Annotated in this window: 14 protein-coding genes, 1 tRNA gene and 1 pseudogene; 10 read left to right on the top strand and 6 right to left on the bottom strand. The window is 64.5% G+C overall.

Translation table 11 applies throughout. The annotated features are described in order from the left end of the window. Window positions 1–54 precede the first annotated feature (54 nt). The 3 genes and pseudogenes from EN884_RS03685 to EN884_RS03675 all read right to left on the bottom strand — a co-directional run. Window positions 55–141 (bottom strand): annotated as a pseudogene (locus EN884_RS03685) (TIGR01459 family HAD-type hydrolase); the annotation flags it as partial. Further along, window positions 138–1,412, bottom strand: coding sequence for an FGGY-family carbohydrate kinase (locus EN884_RS03680; RefSeq protein WP_063170348.1), 1,275 nt, complete (start codon window positions 1,410–1,412; stop codon window positions 138–140). The gene EN884_RS03680 and the pseudogene EN884_RS03685, both read right to left, overlap by 4 nt. A gap of 7 nt (window positions 1,413–1,419) precedes the next feature. Next, window positions 1,420–2,463, bottom strand: coding sequence for a class II aldolase/adducin family protein (locus EN884_RS03675; protein ID WP_063169120.1), 1,044 nt, complete (start codon window positions 2,461–2,463; stop codon window positions 1,420–1,422). 192 nt (window positions 2,464–2,655) lie between these two features. On the opposite strand from EN884_RS03675, the gene EN884_RS03670 reads away from it, so the two are divergent. From EN884_RS03670 to EN884_RS38505, 8 genes are all read left to right on the top strand, one after another. Continuing rightward, window positions 2,656–3,432, top strand: coding sequence for a DeoR/GlpR family DNA-binding transcription regulator (locus tag EN884_RS03670; protein WP_013529337.1), 777 nt, complete (start codon window positions 2,656–2,658; stop codon window positions 3,430–3,432). Beyond that, on the top strand, window positions 3,429–4,808 hold the full coding sequence (locus EN884_RS03665) for an FGGY-family carbohydrate kinase (protein ID WP_128360472.1): 1,380 nt from the start codon (window positions 3,429–3,431) through the stop codon (window positions 4,806–4,808). Before EN884_RS03670 ends, EN884_RS03665 begins: the two co-directional genes overlap by 4 nt. Continuing rightward, on the top strand, window positions 4,805–6,349 hold the full coding sequence (locus EN884_RS03660; protein ID WP_024503725.1) for a sugar ABC transporter ATP-binding protein: 1,545 nt from the start codon (window positions 4,805–4,807) through the stop codon (window positions 6,347–6,349). Before EN884_RS03665 ends, EN884_RS03660 begins: the two co-directional genes overlap by 4 nt. After that, window positions 6,346–7,344 (top strand): COG4158 family protein, encoded by a 999-nt coding sequence (locus EN884_RS03655; protein ID WP_027162931.1) that lies wholly within the window; start codon window positions 6,346–6,348, stop codon window positions 7,342–7,344. The genes EN884_RS03660 and EN884_RS03655 overlap by 4 nt, the downstream gene beginning before the upstream one ends. Before the next feature lie 76 nt (window positions 7,345–7,420). Continuing rightward, entirely contained in the window at window positions 7,421–8,359 is a 939-nt protein-coding gene (locus tag EN884_RS03650) for an ABC transporter substrate-binding protein (RefSeq protein WP_013529341.1), read from the top strand. Window positions 8,360–8,422: 63 nt separating this feature from the next. After that, window positions 8,423–9,316 (top strand): sugar phosphate isomerase/epimerase, encoded by an 894-nt coding sequence (locus EN884_RS03645; protein WP_063169118.1) that lies wholly within the window; start codon window positions 8,423–8,425, stop codon window positions 9,314–9,316. A gap of 332 nt (window positions 9,317–9,648) precedes the next feature. Continuing rightward, window positions 9,649–10,002 (top strand): cupin domain-containing protein, encoded by a 354-nt coding sequence (locus EN884_RS03640; RefSeq protein ID WP_024503728.1) that lies wholly within the window; start codon window positions 9,649–9,651, stop codon window positions 10,000–10,002. Window positions 10,003–10,939: 937 nt separating this feature from the next. Further along, complete coding sequence (locus EN884_RS38505) at window positions 10,940–11,104, top strand: hypothetical protein (RefSeq protein ID WP_164745797.1); 165 nt, start codon at window positions 10,940–10,942, stop codon at window positions 11,102–11,104. 151 nt (window positions 11,105–11,255) lie between these two features. On the opposite strand, the gene EN884_RS39310 is transcribed toward EN884_RS38505, so the two are convergent. From EN884_RS39310 to EN884_RS03620, 3 genes are all read right to left on the bottom strand, one after another. Next, window positions 11,256–13,241, bottom strand: a complete 1,986-nt coding sequence (locus tag EN884_RS39310) for a hypothetical protein (RefSeq protein ID WP_244514235.1) — start codon at window positions 13,239–13,241, stop codon at window positions 11,256–11,258. A 477-nt stretch (window positions 13,242–13,718) separates the two neighbouring features. Continuing rightward, window positions 13,719–13,795 (bottom strand) — tRNA-Arg (locus EN884_RS03625). Window positions 13,796–13,878: 83 nt separating this feature from the next. Further along, complete coding sequence (locus EN884_RS03620) at window positions 13,879–15,042, bottom strand: M20 aminoacylase family protein (protein ID WP_063169116.1); 1,164 nt, start codon at window positions 15,040–15,042, stop codon at window positions 13,879–13,881. 213 nt (window positions 15,043–15,255) lie between these two features. Between EN884_RS03620 and EN884_RS03615 the strand changes: the two genes are divergently transcribed. Further along, on the top strand, window positions 15,256–16,419 hold the full coding sequence (locus EN884_RS03615; RefSeq protein ID WP_013529350.1) for a D-alanyl-D-alanine carboxypeptidase family protein: 1,164 nt from the start codon (window positions 15,256–15,258) through the stop codon (window positions 16,417–16,419). A gap of 3 nt (window positions 16,420–16,422) precedes the next feature. Next, the coding region (locus EN884_RS03610) for a GTP-binding protein (RefSeq protein WP_281034821.1) at window positions 16,423–16,688 on the top strand (266 nt) is incomplete at its 3' end.

The following is a 16,688-nucleotide window of genomic DNA, read 5'->3' as shown; positions in this document are numbered from 1 at the left end:
GGCGGAGCGCTATAATGTGTTCCTGCTCGACCAGTTCGGCGTGCTGCACGACGGCACGCCGAACTGGTCGAGCAGGAACACATTATAGCGCTCCGCCAGCGGCCCGAGGCCGTCGAGACGTTCGATCGTTTTCGCGCTCATAGGAGTCCTGCCCGGCTTGCACCCATCAGCGCCAGCCGCGCCGTGCCGGCGGCGGCCTCGTCGGAAAGCGCGGGCAGGAAATCGACGCCGAGCCTGCGACGCCGGATTGCCGTCCAGGCCGGGTTCGCTGCCCCGCCTCCGACGCTCCTGACCGATATCAGCGTGGGCGCGCCGAGCTCGGCAAGCCTGTCATAGCCGAGCGCTTCGATCGCGGCGATGCCTTCGAACATCGCTTTCAGATAATCGGCGTCGTCCGCCGGCCGCGGCGCAAGGCGAGGCGGCAGCGCCGGATCGGCGATCGGAAACCGTTCGCCCGTGGCGGGAAGCGGATAGTAATCGAGGCCGGTGCCCGTCTCCGGGTCGATTGTCGCGCTGAGTTCGATGATACGGGCGAGCGGAAAGTGCTGGGCCAGCACCTTGCCGCCTGAGTTCGAGGCACCGCCCGCCAGCCAGGCGTTGCCGAGCCGGTGGCTGTAGATGCCGAAGCGCGGCGCCGAAATCGGCCGGTCGGACAGGATCTTGATGGTCAGCGAGGATCCCAGCGCAGTGACCCCGTCGCCGATCGCGGCGGCACCGGTCGCCAGGAACGAGGCGCAGCCATCCGTGGTGCCGGCGACGACGGCCACATCGCGCGGCAAGCCGAACAGTTCCCCGGCTTCCGCGGTGAGGGCGCCCGTGACCTCGCCCGGCACGATCACGCGCGGCAGCAACTCCATGCGCATTCCGGTCGCCGCGATCCATTCCGGCCAGCGGCGGGCCTCGACATCATAACCTGTCTTCAGGGCATTGTTCTCGTCGCTGACGTCGAAGCGGCCGGAGAAGTTTCCGGCAATCCAGTCGGCCTGATGCAGCACTGCCGCAATGCCCGGTAGATGCTGGAAGCGCAGGGCCTTGGCGAGGCCGGATGTCGCTCCGTGCGCTGCACTTGCAGCCGGCGCGGTGCGGGCGATCGCGGCCAGGATGTCGTCGTCATCGACCTTGTCGTTGTACATCAGCGGTTCGGCCAGCGGCAGCCCGGCGGCGTCGACCGGCAGCAGCGTGCCGGAGGTGCCGTCGACGGCGATGGCGCGGACCGCCGTGCGGTCGATGCCGGAAAGCAGCTCCGTCAGCGCCGCCTTGACCGCTTGCCACCACGCCGTGGGGGCTCGGCCATCGCCGCCAAACCTGTCGAGTGGAACGGCCGAATGCCCGGCTATGGAAAAATCAGGGCGCATGGCGACGGCGCGCGCACCTGATGTGCCAATGTCGATGCCGATGACAAGTGGCATCATGTCCATGCTAGCCGCCAGCCGCGTTGAGCTTCTGGCGATACTGCTCGGCGTCCCAGTTGACCAGCTCGTCATTCTCGGAAGCGGTGAGATAGTTCAGCCGCGCGGCGATATCGATGCGCGCCGTCACGTCGGCGAGGCAGCGTTGCATGGCATCGGCGCCGGCACTGGCGTCGCCGCGCATCAGCACGCCTGCGCCGGGAAACAGGATCGCCGCAGGCGACGTGCCCAGTCGTGCAACGACATCTGCCACGGCCTCGCCTGGCTTCGCCACGACGGAGCCCTGGCCGAGGAAGATGACGTGGTCCGGATAGAGGCTGCCGGCCTGCGCCATGCGGCGGCTCTCAGCGTCGAGCGCAACCGCATGCGCTTCGACATCGGCCGGCAATCTGTAGCCGCTGTCGCCGGCAAGCGCGGCCAAGGCGTCGAGGTCGGGTGCGGCGGTCGCGCGCGCCGGCCGGGCCAGCAATGACCTGATACGGCGCAGCAGAAGCTCCGCCCCGGCGACGGTTTCGGCAGCGACGACCAGCCCGTGATTGCCAAGGATCAGCACGTCGACACCAGGCCGCAGTTTTTCGGCAATGCCGCGTGCAAGCGGCAGGCCGGGCCGGAAATAGGGCACATAGGCCCATTCGATGCCATCGAGCCGCTTGGCGACCTCGGCCTCGCCATCGGCCTGCACGGCAAGCGAGATGGTGTCGACGCAATGGACATGCAGAACGACGCGCTGCGGCATCAAAGCGTGCACCGTGGTCTCGATCGATGGCCGCAGGCCGCGCGGGTTGAGCGCTGCAATGGTGAAACCCTGCGGCTGGTCGGCGGCGCGATCGCGCTGTTCGACGGCTTTCAGCAGCGGCGCCATCGCCACCGGCACCATGATGTCATCGACGAGCGCGTCTTTCAGCCAGGTGCCGGAGGCCTTGATCCACAGCGTGTCGCCGGCTTTCAGCGAGGTGTTGCCGCCTGCCGCCTGGGTGAGATGCGGGCTCCGCCCTATGCTGGCCGAAAGCGCCCGCAAGGCCGCCAGTTCCTGCGCGTCAGCTTCGGTCGCCATGGCGCTTTTCCTCCAACGGCTCGGCCGTGTCCTGCGCGAAATCCCGTTGCCGGGATCGAATTGGCGCTGATATCGCAGAAACGAGTGATCTACGTCAATAGTGATCTACTGTCATCAAACACGCTTGCAATCCGACTAATGTTGAGTAAGTTACGCCAATTGCCATGGAAAATGGCATCCGGGAGGAAAGAATTGAGCGACTCCGGCCGTCAGCGTCAGATCGTCGAACTGTTGCGGGATCGTCCGTTCGCTTCGGTGCGCGAGTTGCAGGAGCGGCTTGGCGTTTCAGCCGCGACGGTCAGGCGCGATATCGACAGGATCGACGAGGCCGGCGAAGCGCGGAAGGTCTATGGCGGCATCTCGGCGCTCGACGGCGCTTCCCAGGCCGGTGTTGCCTACGCCAGGCCCTACGACGAGAACCGCGACCTTGCGGTCGAGGCCAAGCGGCAGATCGCCGCTCTCGCGGCGACCATGGTGCGCGACGGCGACGCCGTCATCGTGCATGGCGGCTCGACCTGCTTCCATCTGGGCGTCAAGCTCGCCGAGCGCAACATCCGCCTCTACACCAACTCGATGCCGCTGGCGGCCTATCTCAGCGACCACGGCCATTGCAGCCTGACGGTTGCGGGCGGTGATCTGCATCGCGAACCCGGCATCATCCATTCGCTCAGCCAGGCCGTGCCCTTCTATGCCTCCAAGTTCTTTCTCGGCGCGCAAGGCCTTGGCCAGGAAGGCGTGATGGAATCGCACCCGCTGCTGGTACGCTCGATCGTCGATCTCAGCCTTTGCGCCGACCAGATCGTGGTGCTGGCCGACAGCCGCAAACTGTCGATCCACGCGCGCAATGTCGCGCTGCCGCTTTCCCGCATCGGCACGCTGGTCACCGACGACGGTCTCTCCGACGCCGATGCGCGCATGCTGGAGGACGCCGGCGTCATGGTGCGGATAGCCTCGGGAGCCATCCAGTGAAGGTGGCTGTCCTCGATTTCGGCAAGACCAATTCGAAGCTGTTCGTCTTCGGCCAGGACGGGCGGATCATCGACGAGCGCCGGACACAGCCGAAATGGATGCGCCAAGGCGGCTTCAGCGTGCTCGACGAGGCGGCGCTCCACCATTGGGCGCTCAGCGCCGTTGCCGATACGGTCGACGGTCATGGAGTGGAAGGGGTCATGGTGTCGGGCCATGGCTGCACCTTTGCCTTGGTCGACGAAGCGGCGCTGACGCATCCGATCCTCGACTACGAGCAAGAGCCGCCGGCCGAGATTGCCGCGCGGATCGATCGCCGCATTCCGGACTTTTCGGAGACCTTTTCGCCGCGGCTGCCGCTCGGCTTCAACTACGGCCGCCACATGCTGTGGCTGCAGGAGGTCGATCCCGACGCGTTCGCTACGTCGAAATCGATCCTCGGCTATCCGCAATACTGGAGCTGGCGCCTTGGCGGGCGGGCGGTCTCGGAAGTGTCCTATCTCGGCTGCCATTCGCATCTGTGGGCGCCGCGGAGCCAGGACTTTTCCTCGCTGGTCGACGCGCAGGGCTGGCGTGACCGGATGCCTGGCTTCGAGCGCGCCGGCACCGTTATCGGCGAGCACCGCCTCGGCGCTGCGGCGCGACCGATCGCCATCCACAACGGCGTCCATGATTCGAATGCGGCGCTCTATGCCTATCGCCGGCAGGAGCTTGGCCCGGTCACCGTCGTTTCGACCGGCACCTGGGTCGTCGTGCTCAATCCGGATTGCCCGCTCGACACGCTCGACCGGGATCGCGACATGCTGGTCAATGTCGATGTCGGCGGCGGCCCGGTGCCGACCATTCGCTTCATGGGCGGACGCGAATTCGCAACCATCAGCGGCGGCTGGCAAGGCGAGATCGCCGGTCCGGTGGTGCAGCGGGTGATCGATGCCGGCATCATGGCGCTGCCGAGCTTCGCGCCAGGCGGGCCGATGCCCAGTCAGTCCGGCCGGCTGGTGGGGCGCATGCCCGATGCCGGGGAACGCGCGGCCACCGCGCTGCTCTACGTCGCGCTGATGGTCGATCTGTCGCTCGACCTCATCCATTCGAACAACACGGTGATCGTCGATGGCGGGCTGAACACAGGCGGTGTGTTGGCCGGACTGCTGGCGCAGGTGCGTCCCGGCCAGGCTTTCCTGCAGGGCGCCACGCTGGAGGGCAGCGCCACGGGTGCAGCGGCGCTCGCCTTCGAGAGCGTCGGGCGCGAATTCGCCGCCGAAGTTCCAGAGCCGGTGCACGCGTCGCGTTTCACCGGGTTGGCAGGCTATCGCAGCAACTGGCGTGACGCCACGATGGACCAGAGCGTCGCCGGTGCGGCAGTGGGAGGCGCGCGATGAGTGCGATTGCCCAGGCTGAGACGGCGCGCCAGCCGGTGCTGGAGATGCGCCACATCTCCAAGACGTTCGGCGCGATCCGTGCCTTGCACGATGTCTCGCTCAGCGTCCATGCCGGGGAGCTGCACGCCCTGATGGGCGAGAACGGCGCCGGCAAGTCGACATTGATGAAAGTGCTTTCAGGCGCCTATCGGCCGGATGCCGGCGGCGAGATCCTGATCGACGGCATGCCGGCTGCGACCGGCGATCCGATCAAGGCGCGCGCCAGCGGCGTCGCGGTGATCTATCAGGAGCTGTCGCTGGCGCCCAATCTGACGGTGGCGCAGAACATCTTCCTCGGCAACGAGCCGCGACGCTTCGGCATCGTCGATCGCGACCAGTGCACCCGGCGCGCCAGCGAGATCATCAAGCGGCTCGGCGTTTCCTTTTCGGCCCGCGACATGGTCTCCAGCCTGTCGCTCGGCGAGCGCCAGCTGGTCGAGATCGCCCGCGCGCTATCGACCAATGCGCGCATCATCGTCATGGACGAGCCGACCACGTCGCTGACCTCGCGCGAGACCGACCGGCTGTTCGAGGTCATCGCGACGCTGAAATCGCAAGGCATCGCCATCATCTACATCAGCCACCGCATGGAAGAGGTCTACCAGCTTGCCGACCGCGTCAGCGTGCTGCGCGACAGCGGTTATGTCGGCACGCTCGAGCGTGCCGACCTCAGTGCCTCGCGCCTCGTCTCGATGATGGTCGGCCGCGATTTGTCGGCTTTCTACAAGAAGGATCATCGGCCGCCGGATGAAAAGCGCGCGGTGGCGCTCTCGGTGCGCGCCATGTCCGACGGCCGTCTCCTGAAAAACTGTTCGTTCGACCTGCACAAGGGCGAGGTGCTGGCGCTGGCGGGTCTGGTCGGTTCCGGCCGCACAGAGCTTGCGCGGCTGATCTTCGGCGCCGACAGGCACATTTCAGGCACGCTGGAACTCGACGGCAAACCTGTAACCATCGGCTCGCCGCGCGAGGCGCTCGATGCCGGCATCGCCTATCTGACCGAGGACCGCAAGGAACTCGGCCTGTTCCTCGACATGTCGATCTCCGACAATATCAGCATGGGCGTGCTGGCGCGGGATTCGCGCGCCGGCGGCTTGCGCGACTTCGCGGCCGCCGAAAGGCGTGCTTCCAAGGCCGTTGCCGATCTCTCCATCCGCACCAGTTCGGTGCAGGCCAATGCCGGCTCGCTGTCGGGCGGCAACCAGCAGAAGGTGCTGCTCGCCCGCCTGCTCGAGACCGAGCCGAAGGTCGTCATCCTCGACGAGCCGACCCGCGGCGTCGATGTCGGAGCGAAATCGGAAATCTACCGGCTGATCGACAATCTCGCCAAGCAGGGCATCGCCATCCTGATGATCTCCAGCGAACTGCCCGAGGTGATCGGCGTCGCCGATCGCGTGCTGGTGATGCGCGACGGAAAGATATCGGGCGAGGTGACGGCATCGCAAGGCGAACCGCTAAGCCAGGAGGAAATCATGGAACTTGCAACGGGAGCGGCTCAGCAATGACCGACAAGGCGACCGAGATCAGCGCAGGCGGCCAGGCCACCGGCACGAGCCGACGGTTGCGCACGGCTTTCGCTGCCCTTGGCATGCTGCCGGTGCTGATCCTGCTGGCGGCCGGCTTCCAGTTCCTGAACCCGCGCTTCCTGACCGAGACCAACCTGTTGATCGTCACCCAGCAGTCGTCGATCAACATCGTGCTGGCGGCCGGCATGACCTTCGTCATCCTCACCGGCGGCATCGACCTGTCCGTCGGCGCCATCCTCGCCGCATCGGCGATGGTGGCGGTGATCGTATCGCTGGTGCCGGACTGGGGTTTGCTCGGCGTGCCGGCGGCCATTCTGGTCGGCCTCGGCTTCGGCCTCATCAACGGGCTGCTCATCGCCTACATCAAGCTGCCGCCCTTCATCGTCACGCTGGGTTCGCTGACCGCGGTGCGCGGTGTCGCCCGCCTGCTCGGCCAGGACACCACGGTGTTCAATTCGGACCTGCCGTTCGATTTCATCGGCAACGGTTCGCTGTTCGGCATCCCGTGGCTGGTCATCATCGCACTGTCGGTGGTGGTGCTGTCCTGGCTGGTGCTCAAGCGCACCGTGCTCGGCACCTGGATCTACGCCGTCGGCGGCAATGCCGAAGCGGCGCGGCTGACCGGTATCAAGGTGCCGCTGGTGCTGCTCTTCGTCTATGGCGTTTCCGGCCTGCTGGCCGGCCTCGGCGGCGCCATGTCGGCGGCCCGGCTCTACGCCGCCAACGGCTTGCAGCTGGGCCAGTCCTACGAACTCGACGCCATTGCCGCGGTCATTCTCGGCGGCACCAGCTTCGTCGGCGGCGTCGGCTCGATCTGGGGAACGCTGATCGGCGGCCTGATCATCGCGGTGCTCTCCAACGGGCTCATCTTGGCCGGTGTCTCGGACATCTGGCAGTACATCATCAAGGGATTGGTCATCATCGTGGCGGTCGCCCTCGACCGCTACAGGCTCCAGGCAGGAGCAAGAACGTGATTGACCTTAGTCGCCGGCGTCAACGACCGGTTTGTGTAACGCACCGTGAGAGGCGCGGGGCAATCGGAGGAAAGCAATGAAGACCATCGCCAAACTGCTCTGCGGCGTCGCACTCGCGTCGCTCGCCATCGCGCCTGCTTCGGCCAAGGACCTCAACAAGGTCGGTATCTCGGTCGGCCTGCTCGGCAATCCCTTCTTCGTCGCCACCATCAAGGGCATCGAGGACGCGGCCAAGAAGATCAACCCGAAGGTCGAGGTGACCTCGGTATCGGCCGATTATGACCTGAACAAGCAGGTCTCGCAGGTCGATTCGTTCATCGCCGCCGGTGTCGACGTGATCATGCTCAATGCCGTCGACGCCAAGGCGATCGCGCCGGCGGTGAAGAAGGCACAGGCCGCAGGTATCGTCGTTGCCGCCTTCGACGTTTCGGCGCCGGGCGCCGACGTCACCGTGATGACCAACAACGTCAAGGCCGGCGAAGAGGCCTGCCAGTACCTGGTCGACCACACCGGCGGCAAGGGCGACTACGTCATCCTCAACGGACCGGCATCGTCGTCGATCCTGGAGCGGGTGAAGGGCTGCAAGAACGTGCTTTCGCAGCATCCCGACATCAAGATCCTCTCCGACGACCAGAATGCCGAAGGCTCGCGCGACGGCGGCCTGAAGGTGTTCCAGTCGCTGCTCACCCGCTTCGACAAGATCGATGCGGTGTTTGCCATCAATGACCCGACGGCGATCGGCGCCCAGCTCGCTGCCAAGCAGCTCAACCGTTCGGAGTTCATCTTCACCGCCGTCGACGGCGCGCCCGATATCGAGAAGGAACTCTCTTCCGGCACCTCGATGATCAAGGCCTCGGCCTCGCAGGATCCCTATGTGATGGCCGGCCAGTCACTGACGATGGCGGCCGAGCTGCTGGCCGGCAAGAAGCCGGCGGAGCCGACCGTTCTGCTCGACCCGAAGCTGATCACGGCCGAGAACCTGAAGGACTACAAGGGCTGGACCGCAGCCCGCTAAATTCTTCCAAGACCGGTGCGGCCGGGATGACCCGGCCGCACCTTGTCAGCACCGGAGACGATGATGTCGCGTATTGGAATCCATTCTTTCGTCTGGTCGGCGAGCTCGGCTCAGGCCGATCTGGAGCGCACGCTGGCCAACACCAGGGAGGCCGGCTTCGATCTCATCGAATTCTCCTATCTCGACCCCGCCGATGTCGACATCGGCGGGCTCGCCAGGCGCATCGCCGATCTTGGCCTCGGCGTGGCGATCAGCATCGGATTGCCTGTTGACGGCGATATTTCGAGCGCCGACAGGGCGATTGCCGCGCGCGGCGTCGAAATCCTCAACGATACCATCGCGCTGACGCGTGACCTCGGCGGCCGGAAGGTCGCCGGCATTCTCTCGACCAGCCACGGATTGCAGGTCGAGGCGCCGACGCGCGATCAATGGCAGCGCAGTGCCGGCACGCTGGCCAAGGTTGCCGAAACAGCCAAGGCGGCCGGCGTCACGCTCAACCTCGAGATCGTCAACCGCTTCGAAAGCAATCTGCTCAACACCGCCGCGCAAGGACTGGCCTTCATCGAGGACACTGGCTCGGACAACATCTTCCTGCATCTCGACACGTTCCACATGAACATCGAGGAGGCCGATGTCGGGCTGGCCATCCATCAAGCCGCGGACAAGATCGGCTATGTCCATATCGGCGAAAGCCATCGCGGCTTCCTCGGCACCGGCAATATCGATTTCGCCGCGATCTTCGATGCGCTGACGGCGATCGGCTACAGCGACGATCTCAGCTTCGAATCCTTCTCTTCGGAAATCGTCGATGAGCACCTGTCGAAGAAGACCGCCATCTGGCGCAATCTGTGGACGGACAACATGGCGCTGGCCAAGCACGCGCGCGCCTTCATCGGGCTCGGGCTGGAGACGGCAAGGCGCAAGGCGGAACTCGTTTCGGCGCGCCACAAACCCTGACCCGCCCGTCGAGAGGGCGCGGCGTGCGCCGCATGGCAGGGCTCTGACTTCAAATCAACAAACGGCCTTATGGCAGCCAGTGCTGGCAGCTTTTGCGCCGCCAGCTTTTTCGCGATAGGAATTTTTTCTTGACTCGGTGACCTCAGCTATGGTACATTTTTGCCTATGGTGCTGATTTGCGCCAGTGACCCGCCGCACAGGCGGGTTTTTGTTTGATGCACCGTCAGCCAAGGTGCCGGCCGTATGGCGGCGGCATTGCTCGCGGCAGGTGCATCGGTTATCTGACCGGCCAGGCAAACAGCGCCACGCAATCCCCAAACGGAGTTCAGCACATGACACGCGAGACAATCCTCAAATTCGGCACCGTCGAACACGCGGACGCAGGCGATCTGGCTGGCTGGATCGTCGTCGAGGGCAGGCCGACCATGCAAACCGCCGTCCAGCACACGACCGAGGACGGCAAGGTGTTGTCGGGCACCTGGCGGGCGACACCCGGCACCTATCACGCCACCTATACCGACTATGAGTTCGTGCACATGATCGCCGGCCGCATCATCATCACGCCGGACGGCGGCACGCCGGTCGAGGTCGGCCCCGGCGATGCCTTCGTCGTGGAAGCGGATTTCAAGGGAACCTGGAAGATCATCGAGCCGGTGACGAAGCATTTTGTCGTGCGGGTCGGCTGAAGCGGGGTGATCCGTCTGGCCGCGCCATCGCGGCGAGTGCTCAAGCGAAGCTTTTTCGTGCCTCCGGGGGCCTTTTGGAGGCCATCCCACCGACATCGCCTGGGTGTCGCCGATGGCTCGGAGGAGGTGCGCTGACCTGGGCGCGGTAAGCGTATTCGCTGATCTCTGCATTCGCCGGGGCCTCGGCCAGGCCACTCCTCGGACTCCGGTCATTGGGTCATGAAGGCGTCTGCGGCGTCATCCAGACGGTCGGCCTCGACATGAATGATACGGCACTCGCCAGCCAAGCGCCCTCTCATCGGTGCTTGCCGGCCAGGTATCCTTGATAGACCGGATTGATCCCCTAGTTCTTTCGGGGGCGCGGCAATCGCGAGGTTGCCTCGGGGGCAGCGGCGGTTCGCGCCGTTCTGACTGCACGCCGCGGAAAGACGGTTGGACCGACGCATCCATGGAGGTCGTCGTGCGTCAATCGCGTGGATTCACCTGTGCGTATTTCGTCTTAGCTTGCTCGATCGCGGTAGTTTGCGCAGGAGCTGCAACCGGTGGTCAGCAAGGCGGAGGGCATGGCAACGGCGGCCATGGTTCTGGTGACCATGGGGGCGGTGGAGGTCATGACGCCGGCGGCAACCAGGGCGGCTCGCACAAAGGGACTGGCGACGACCCCGGCGGCTCCAGTTCGTCGGCGGACGACGGCGAGACCAGCACAAGCGGCACTACGACAGCCCCGGGGACTGTAGGTTCGGCCACCGCCACTGCTGTTGCGTCCGCAAGGGGCGGACAGTCGCTCGACCTCCCGGCCGCTCTCCAGCCTCCCAGCGACAGCAAAACTCAATCAACAGTCAGCCGAACCGAGGCGCTGCCGGGCGTCCCGGATAAAGTCGTTCGGGCCTGCCATGATGCCATCGAGTCGGCCGCCGCTCCGTTGGGGGCGACCAGCGTGCGCGTCACCAGCGCGGGCTTCGTACATCAGTTGAGTCGGGCGACGATCTCGGCCCCCATCGAGGTCAGCATCGACTATGCGCGGCAAGGCAGCGTGGAAACGCGGCAGGCGGCGATCCAATGCGAATTGGACGCGACAGGCAGCGTGATCGGCCTGACATAGCGCATCGCGCAGAACACTCTCGCTGATGAAGCAGGGTGAATTCGAGAGGCCATTCATCTTTGGCCGAAATGGCAGCAGGCCTCGGGTGCATTACGAAGGGGTGCGGGGCATCAAAAATGGCCTTCCACGGAAGCGACCGCGCAGTCGGAAATCACTGCGGTGTCACGTGTCTTGGCAAGAGCGAATAAGGAAGTGTGATCGAACGCACCCGGGTCATCCGCGAAGGGCTGCGAACCTTGCCAATCTTCTTGCTGACGGCCTTCACCTGGCTGGCTGCCGCGCGGCCAGAACGCGGCTTCAGGGGCGGTTCGATCTGCGCGCTGCGGCGCTCAGTCCTGAGCCTGTCGTTGTCCCCGCGCGCCGCAGCCAAGTCGCGGGCAAGAGAAACAGTGGCCTTGCGTTGCTCGTCCAGAGCCTCCTGAAGCTTAGCGACACGCACCAAAAGAGCTTGGGCGGCGGCTTCGCGCTCGATGCGTGCTCTGTCGAGATCCTTACGATTCATGACGGCTGTAGTACGTTCCCGTGCCAGGGCCTGTGCCGTCTCGGTTGCGGCCTGCTCGGCACGCTCTTTCGCTGAGACTGCCTTGGCTCGCTCCAGTTCAGCCGCCTGGCGCTCGATGCGAGCTTCTTTCAGCTCCTCAACGGCCGCTGCTGCTGCAGCGCGTTCTCGTGCGAGCGTTCGCTCCGTGTCAGCTGCGGTCCGCTCCACTTGTTGTCTCGCTGTGACCGCGTCGGTCTGTTCCTGCTCAGCCGCAGCCGTACGCTTCATGAGTGCGGCATTGGCCAGTTTCGCTTCGGCGAGATCGCCACGAAGCAGCTCCGTCTTCCGGCGCTCGTCGTCGAGTATGCCGCTCGCCTGCACCAGTGAAGCCTTGGCCGTGGCGCGATCCTTGGCGGCCTCGGTCTCAAGCTGTTCAATTTGGACGCGCGCTTGCGATAAATCGCGCGCCTGCCTTTGGGCTTGCTCCTGCTCGAGATGAGCAGCGGGCATCTCCTTAAGGACATAGCTGGCGCCCTCGCTCAGCATCGTGCCGGCCTCTCCCGCAATGCGCCGCAACGCGTCAAGGGTGCGGGCTGCCGCGAGTTCATTGCGCAACCGCTCCTCGCGCGCGTCATCGGCAGCTGCCATGCTTGCCCTCAGCGTGTGGATCTGCTTGCTCGCCTCGAGGAGCGCTCCCTGCAGAGCGGCGCTCCTGGCACGCTCGCCTTCCGCCGCCCGGTGCTCCTGGTCGGCCAATTGTCTCGCAGCGGCAGCCTGAGCACGATCCGTCCCGGTTTGCGCCTGGTTAGCCGTGAGATCCGGGCCAAGCAATTCGGCACTCGCCTGAAATCCCAGCGGGCGCGAAAGGTCTCGATGGGCCTGGTCTTGGGTTTGCGAGATGGCGGAAGCGCTTTCGACCCAGATTTGTCTCGTCATCGCATAGCCAATCGGCGCGGCCAGACAAATGGCGGCGAGACCCAAGCGCGATACAAGAACGATCGGCCTGCGAACGACAGGGTTTGAGGCAGGCGCCATGGCCGGGTCGGGATCTCTCAACTGAGCTGTGAAATTCAAACCGCGATCCGCAGCATAGGCCAACGGAGCAATTTTTGGCGGTGAAGCCTTATGGCGCAATTGGTTCCATGCCGACCCGCAAATCCGCTTCCCACGTTCCGCGATCGCGCTGATGGATGCTGCAAGCCGGCCAGACTGCACTCTGTTCGGTGCAGGAGCACCGGTCTCGACCACTGACGAGCACCCGCTGGGTTCGGATGTCGCGGCGAAATGTTCGATTCGCACTCCGAACCGAGAGTAGTTGGTATTTTGAGCCCGAACATCCAGGCCGACCGCATGCAAGGGGTTGGCAGCCTTGGAAGAAGCAGGCCCGACGACAAGTCCGTCCGGGCTTTCCCATTCCCAAGAAGCCTCGTCGGCGAAACCGGATCTGCCTTCGTCAAACGCTGCAAGGCGGCGCCGTCGCACTGCGGCAAGGATACGCCGGAGCACAAGATAGACGCCCACCGATGCAAGCGTCACCACTGCGCTCAGAATGGCCAGATTTACGTCGTTTGCATACATTTCGGCAAGATAATTTGGCATTGCCGTGCCCGTGCGTTCTGGGTGTATTGCCAAGTTCATAAAGCGATGTCTGGTCATTCGCCTTGGTATTCGCCAAGGCCTTACCGCTCTCGGAGCGTCGCTTTCTTCGGGATCCTTCTGGTCCTTGCGAATTGTTGCGGATGGCGGGGCGCCGGTCGCGTTCCGATAGATCGCCGCAGTTGATATTCCGTAGCGGGCAATGGCCGACCAAGGACGCATGCAGGGCTCTGAAACGCCGGTTTGCGCCTCTGCATAGCAACCTCGCGAGAGTTCGCCGGTGCGGACAATTCGCCATTTCCGGGCTTAGGACTGTCCATCATGAACTTTAAGCTAGGTCACAGCGCACCACGGTCAACCATCAGCTCCTAGTGATCCTGCAGGCAGCCTTCGGCCAGACAAAGGGCCATTGTAGTGCCCGCTCTTCGTAGTGAAGCTGATCGTTCCTTGTTCGGTGATGCATTCCCGCCGAGATTAGAATTCGTCGTACTGTTTCGCGAAAAGTACGACGTCAATTTGCTAAGCTGATGCAAAGCATGGTGATCCCGACAGGAATCGAACCTGTGACCTACAGATTAGGAATCTGCCGCTCTATCCTACTGAGCTACGGGACCACGCGGCCAGACACATAGCCGCTTCGGATCGTTTCGCCAAGAGGCCGGCCGAAGGCAATTCGGCCGGCTTTGCGCTGCCGCTGTCAGGCGGCCAGCGCGGTTTCAGCCAGTTTCACCCAGTAGCTCATGCCGTGCGGGATGACCTCGTCGTTGAAATCGTAGGCCGGGTGGTGCAGACCGGCGGTGTCGCCATTGCCGATGAAGATGAAGGCGCCGGGGCGGGCTTCGAGCATGTAGGAGAAATCCTCGCCGCCCATCACCGGCTGGATGCCGCGGTGGACATGGGCGTCGCCAGCGACACTCATCGCGACGTCACCGGCAAACACCGTCTCTTCCGCGTGGTTGAAGGTCACGGGATAATTCGCCTGGTAGTCAACCTCGATCCTGGCCCCGAACGCGGTCGCCAGCCCGTCGCAAATGCTGCGGATGCGCTCTTCGGACTTCTTGGCGATTTCTTTTCGCAAGGTGCGCACGGTGCCGGCGATTTCGGCGGTTTCGGGGATGATGTTGTAGGCATCGCCGGCGTGGAACTTGGTCACCGACACCACCACGGCCTCGACCGGATCGGTGCTGCGCGAGGCGATCGTCTGCAAGGCGCCGACCAGTTGGCTGGTGATGACGATCGGGTCGATCGTACCGTGCGGCATCGCCGCGTGGCCGCCCTTGCCGCGCACGGTGATGGTGAATTCGGCGGTCGCCGCCATGATCGGGCCCGGGCGAATGGCGAACTGTCCGACAGGCAGGCCCGGCATGTTGTGCATGCCGAATACCCTGGAGATGTCGAAACGCTCCATCATGCCGTCCTTGACCATCTCGTTGCCGCCGCCGCCGCCCTCTTCGGCCGGCTGGAAGATCACCGCCACCGAACCGGTGAAGTTGCGCGTCTCGGCGAGGTATTTGGCCGCACCCAGCAGCATCGCCGTGTGGCCGTCATGGCCGCAGGCATGCATCTTGCCGGGGATGGTCGAGGCGTAGGGCTTTCCTGATATCTCGTTGAGCGGCAGCGCGTCCATGTCGGCGCGCAGGCCGATGGTGGGACCTTCGCCCTGGCGGCCGCGGATGATGCCGACCACGCCGGTCTTGCCGAGCCCGGTGACCACATCGTCACAGCCGAAAGCCTTCAGCTTCTCGGTGACGAAGGCGGCGGTCTTGAAGACGTCGAAGTTCAGTTCTGGCGTCTGGTGCAGATGCTGGCGCCAGCCGGCAACTTCGTCCTGCATTTCGGCGGCACGGTTCAGGATTGGCATGATGGTTCCATCTCGCTGTTGGGACGGCGGGTGTTGGCCGCTGCCTTGCAATTGTGATCGCCAGGCACTTTGCCATCTTGGCGTCACATAGAGTAAATAGCACCGCAACAATGGGGTCCGGGTTTTGAGGGTCGGACCATATGCTGGCGATCGCGTAATGAAATCTTACGGAGCCAGGGGCGACTACGGCAAGAGGCGATTTCGGATTTGATCATGCGGTACAGGCATTTCCTCAAACTATTCTCGGCTGGCACAATCGCGCTGTCGGTTGTGGCCGGGCCGGCGCTGGCCAATCCGGTGGTCGTGTTCGACCTCGGCAGCGGCAAGATCCTGCAGCATCAGGATGCGTTCAAGCGCTGGTATCCGGCATCGCTGAGCAAGCTGATGACCGCTTACGTCACCTTTCGGGCGATCGCGGCCGGCGAGGTACAGCTCGATTCGCCGATCAAGGTGACCAAACACTCCGCCGCCGAGCCGCCAAGCAAGATGGGCTTCAAGCCGGGTTCGGTGATGCGGCTCGACAATGCGCTGAAGATGATGCTGGTCAAATCGGCCAACGACATTGCCATGGCTGTCGGCGAAAATGTCGGCGGTTCGCAGGCGGCCTTTGCCGACCGGATGAACGCCGAGGCGACCCGGCTCGGCATGAACGGCACGCATTTCGTCAATCCGAACGGGCTCTATTCGCCGGATCAGTACACGACGGCGCGCGACCTCGCCGTGCTGGTGATGGCGATCCGCCGCGAATTTCCGCAATATGTGCCGTGGTTCTCGATCGAGGGCCTTGCCGTCGGCAAGAAGGCGATCCCCAACTACAATCTCTTGATCGGCCGCTATCCCGGCGCCGATGGCATGAAGACCGGTTTTGTCTGCCCTTCCGGCTTCAACATGATCGGTTCGGCGACGCGCAACGGGCGCACGCTGGTCGCGGTTGTGCTTGGCGAGAAGTCGGCGGTCACCCGCGCCGAGACGGCGGCAAAACTGCTCGATCAGGGGTTCGACACGCCTGTCGCCGGCTCGGCCACCGTCACCACGCTGGCGCCCTATGGCGACACGGTCTCACCCAACGACATGCAGGACGAGGTCTGCAAGAAGAAGACGCCGCAGGAGCAATCCGAGGCGCCGCCGGCCGCCGCCAAGAACGTGCCGAAATCACCCTATCAGGAAAAGCTCGACCATGTGCCGACGCTGGTTGCCGTCGGCCTTGGCGGCGCCACCGGTCCGGCGCCGAAGGCCATCCTCGACCAGGGCGCGCAGGAATTTGCCGATGTGCCGATCCCGAGCTGGCGGCCCGACAGGCCGGCACCGGCCGGCACCGGCCCGAAGATTGCCGGCTCCGCCGCGCAGGGCGACCAGCCGGTCAAGGTTGCGAACTAGCCAATGGGCAGCGGCTTCCCGATCCCAGTCTCGGTGCTGACCGGCTTCCTCGGCGCCGGCAAGACGACGCTGCTCAACCGGCTGCTCAAGGATCCGGCGCTGGCCGACACCGCGGTGATCATCAACGAGTTCGGCGAGGTGGCGATCGACCATTTGCTGGTCGAGCAGTCTTCCGACGGCATCATCCAGCTGTCGGACGGCTGCCTGTGCTGCACGGTGCGCGGCGAACTGGTCGATACGCTGGCCGACCTGGTCGACCGGCTGCAGAC

It is taken from the genome of Mesorhizobium sp. M7A.F.Ca.AU.001.01.1.1 (assembly GCF_004022735.1).
In the GTDB taxonomy this organism is placed as follows: Bacteria; Pseudomonadota; Alphaproteobacteria; order Rhizobiales; family Rhizobiaceae; genus Mesorhizobium; species Mesorhizobium ciceri.
This window is presented reverse-complemented; position numbering and strand designations above follow the sequence as displayed.

Bases quoted from the DNA above. Each gene is read 5' to 3' on its own strand.
- EN884_RS03645 (WP_063169118.1), top strand. From the start codon at position 8,423: ATGTCGCGTATTGGAATCCATTCTTTCGTCTGGTCGGCGAGCTCGGCT.
- EN884_RS39310 (WP_244514235.1), bottom strand. From the start codon at position 13,241: ATGACCAGACATCGCTTTATGAACTTGGCAATACACCCAGAACGCACG.
- EN884_RS03650 (WP_013529341.1), top strand. From the start codon at position 7,421: ATGAAGACCATCGCCAAACTGCTCTGCGGCGTCGCACTCGCGTCGCTC.
- EN884_RS03680 (WP_063170348.1), bottom strand. From the start codon at position 1,412: ATGATGCCACTTGTCATCGGCATCGACATTGGCACATCAGGTGCGCGC.
- EN884_RS03660 (WP_024503725.1), top strand. From the start codon at position 4,805: ATGAGTGCGATTGCCCAGGCTGAGACGGCGCGCCAGCCGGTGCTGGAG.
- EN884_RS03615 (WP_013529350.1), top strand. From the start codon at position 15,256: ATGCGGTACAGGCATTTCCTCAAACTATTCTCGGCTGGCACAATCGCG.
- EN884_RS03675 (WP_063169120.1), bottom strand. From the start codon at position 2,463: ATGGCGACCGAAGCTGACGCGCAGGAACTGGCGGCCTTGCGGGCGCTT.
- EN884_RS03640 (WP_024503728.1), top strand. From the start codon at position 9,649: ATGACACGCGAGACAATCCTCAAATTCGGCACCGTCGAACACGCGGAC.
- EN884_RS03655 (WP_027162931.1), top strand. From the start codon at position 6,346: ATGACCGACAAGGCGACCGAGATCAGCGCAGGCGGCCAGGCCACCGGC.
- EN884_RS03620 (WP_063169116.1), bottom strand. From the start codon at position 15,042: ATGCCAATCCTGAACCGTGCCGCCGAAATGCAGGACGAAGTTGCCGGC.